Source organism: Clostridium sp., from assembly GCF_051656525.1.
Classification (GTDB): domain Bacteria; phylum Bacillota; class Clostridia; order Clostridiales; family Clostridiaceae; genus Clostridium.
In genome coordinates, this window is the sequence record NZ_JBOGCC010000010.1 from 1 (window position 1) to 2,647 (window position 2,647).

Sequence of the window (2,647 nt, forward strand, 5' to 3'; positions counted from 1 at the left end):
AAAAAGGTCATAATACAATAGAAGTCTTTGATTTTAGGATTCTTAAGATAGTGTGTGTATCTTTCGAATTTACAGGTGCTACAACACCTATAAAATCATAGACTTTTTTGCTTTGATATTATATTGCCCTTTAATATTAGGAATATACATTTCTATATTTAAGTATTTTTAAAAATTTTTTACCATAATGAATGTTTAATATATTAAACATTCACTAGATAGTATTTCATTTCTCTTAGTATTAAACTTAATAGAATAATCATAAAGCTTTCCGTGAGATGGCTTATCCTTATTTACAGCTCTCACAAATACTTCTTTTGGAGTTTCACCATCTTTTATAGGTGTAAATTCATTGTCTTTAACTACTCCACTTAAATCATAAGTAAAATCATCTTTATTTATTTCAACATCATACTTACTTTCAATTAGTTCATTTGCCTTATTAATTAAATCCTTCTCTGAACCTTTAAACTCTCTTGAACAACCCATTGCTACTGCTCCAAATAATACAACTCCTGTAAGCATTAAAATTAATTTCTTCATATCAAAATCCCCCTCTGTTTTTACGCTAAATAATTTCAATCTCTTAATTAAAATTATAATGTATGAAGAGGTTTTGAAGTATCGTTTTAAATTACAATAAACTTACATTAATGTAAGTTTTTTAACTCTCCTTATCTGCTATATTTTTTATAAACTTAGCAGGAACTCCGGCATAAACAGTATTGCTAGGAACATTTTTAGTAACTACAGATCCAGCTCCTATAATAGAGTTTTCTCCTATGGTTACTCCTGGACAAATAGTTGCTCCTGCACCAATCCAAGCATTCTTTTTAACCTTTACTCCTTTTAATATTACATCACGTCTATTAGCCACATCTATTGGATGATTTACTGAAAGAATCTTCACTTCAGGTCCAATTAAAACATTATCCTCAAGCTCAATTCCTCCTAAATCAACAAACATACATCCCTTATTTATAAATATATCTTTTCCAAAATTTATACGCGCTCCAAAATCACTATTAAAAGGTAATAAAATCGTTGTAGATTTATCAATTCTCCTTCCTGTCATTTCCTCTAAAATTTCTCTTACCTCTTCTTGTTTTTTATATCCCTCATTAAGCTTTGCAATTAACATTGCTGTTTTTTCTAAAGTTTCATTTATCTCCTTAAAAATAACCTCCTTATATGAAATATAATCCCTCTTCTCTAAAGCTTCAATTAAATTCTTATTCATCCTCTTAACTCTCTCCTTTTATATCATATTCAAAATCATAATACACCTTAGAGTTAACTCTCAGTCAATAAAAAAACTCCTATTTAGGAGCTTTTTTACATTTTCCATATATAATATTAATAACTAATGATACAGCTGACATTAAGCCAACAAGGAATAGTATGTATCCAATTGGTATTAAATAAAATGGTTCAACTAATCTACCATCTGGTAAAACTTTAGAATTCATTCCAAAGATAACTTGAGTTGCTATAAATAAAATAATACATACTACTAATAGTATTGCAGATATTTTCTTATAGCGCTTATTATTTTCAGCTCTTTGAACTGCCATTTGTATTAATAATGAAACAAAACCTAACACCATTAATACAAATGCCCAAAAACCAACAAATACATATTGGAAATTTTCATGTACAATACCATCTGAAGAAATATATGATCCTCCACTAGAATAGTATCCAATCACACTAGCTATTAAAAGCACTGTAAAACCTATTATAAATGCTATAGTTGCACCCCAAATAAAAGAGGTTATCTTACTTTGCTTCCATTTCTTTGCTAATGATTTTATCTGCTTAACGTCATTATCTAAATTCTCAACCTTTATTTCCTGATTCATTTTCTCTAACATATTTCTACAGTCTTCACATTCTGCTATATGCTCCCTAACTATTTGACTACTTTCTTCACTACACACTTCATCACTATAAAGTGGTAATAAATCTCTTATGATTTCACATGAGTATTTCATATAAGTTCCCCCTGTATTTTTAATTTTGCTCTGTGATACGTGACTCTGGCCCAACTTTCAGTTTTATTAAATACTTCTGCAATTTTTGCAAAACTAAGTTCTCCAAACATCCTTAAATAGAACACTTCTTTATACGGTTCATCAAGCTTATGTATTAATTTATGTAACCTAACTGTTTCTTCATTTCTAAAAACCTTCATCTCAAAATTTTCTTCTGATTCAAGTAATGTTAAATCAATATTAGAATCAAACTTTTTATCCTTCTTTACTTGTGTATACAAAGTATTTTTTGCTATTTGACATAACCATGATTGTATAGAACATTCATTTTTAAACTTATCAATATTCTTCAATGCCTTAAAAAATGTCTCTTGAGTTATTTCTTCTGCAACACTTGTACTTGAACCTAATGAAAGGACAAATTTATATACCGTATTAAAATAATCATTATATATTTTTTCAAAATCAGTCACATCATCACCTCACTTTCACTTATATGACTCCCTAGTAATCAAAACGTTACAAAAAATATTATAAAATTTTATTTAAATAATATTCTTCATATTATAACACTATAATCTTATAATTTACGAAAAAAATAATAGCCTTAACTTACATAGTTAAAAGCTATTATTTCTATATATTTTTTCTCC

At 27.7% G+C, this 2,647-nt stretch carries 4 protein-coding genes; all 4 read right to left on the bottom strand.

Going from position 1 to position 2,647, the window contains the following annotated elements; all coding sequences use genetic code 11:
* Positions 1-195: 195 nt before the first annotated feature.
* Entirely contained in the window at positions 196-543 is a 348-nt protein-coding gene (locus ACRDDY_RS00345; protein ID WP_438562980.1) for a hypothetical protein, read from the bottom strand.
* A 121-nt stretch (positions 544-664) separates the two neighbouring features.
* Positions 665-1,240 (bottom strand): DapH/DapD/GlmU-related protein, encoded by a 576-nt coding sequence (locus ACRDDY_RS00350; RefSeq protein WP_438562981.1) that lies wholly within the window; start codon positions 1,238-1,240, stop codon positions 665-667.
* Between the two features lie 79 nt (positions 1,241-1,319).
* Positions 1,320-1,994 carry a DUF3955 domain-containing protein gene (locus ACRDDY_RS00355; RefSeq protein WP_438562982.1) on the bottom strand — a complete coding sequence of 225 codons (675 nt, stop codon included), beginning with the start codon at positions 1,992-1,994 and terminating at the stop codon, positions 1,320-1,322.
* Positions 1,991-2,467, bottom strand: coding sequence for an RNA polymerase sigma factor (locus ACRDDY_RS00360; RefSeq protein ID WP_438562983.1), 477 nt, complete (start codon positions 2,465-2,467; stop codon positions 1,991-1,993). Before ACRDDY_RS00360 ends, ACRDDY_RS00355 begins: the two co-directional genes overlap by 4 nt.
* Positions 2,468-2,647 lie beyond the last annotated feature (180 nt).

Coding starts and splice junctions, on each gene's coding strand:
- ACRDDY_RS00345 (WP_438562980.1), bottom strand. CDS start 543: ATGAAGAAATTAATTTTAATGCTTACAGGAGTTGTATTATTTGGAGCA.
- ACRDDY_RS00350 (WP_438562981.1), bottom strand. CDS start 1,240: ATGAATAAGAATTTAATTGAAGCTTTAGAGAAGAGGGATTATATTTCA.
- ACRDDY_RS00355 (WP_438562982.1), bottom strand. CDS start 1,994: ATGAAATACTCATGTGAAATCATAAGAGATTTATTACCACTTTATAGT.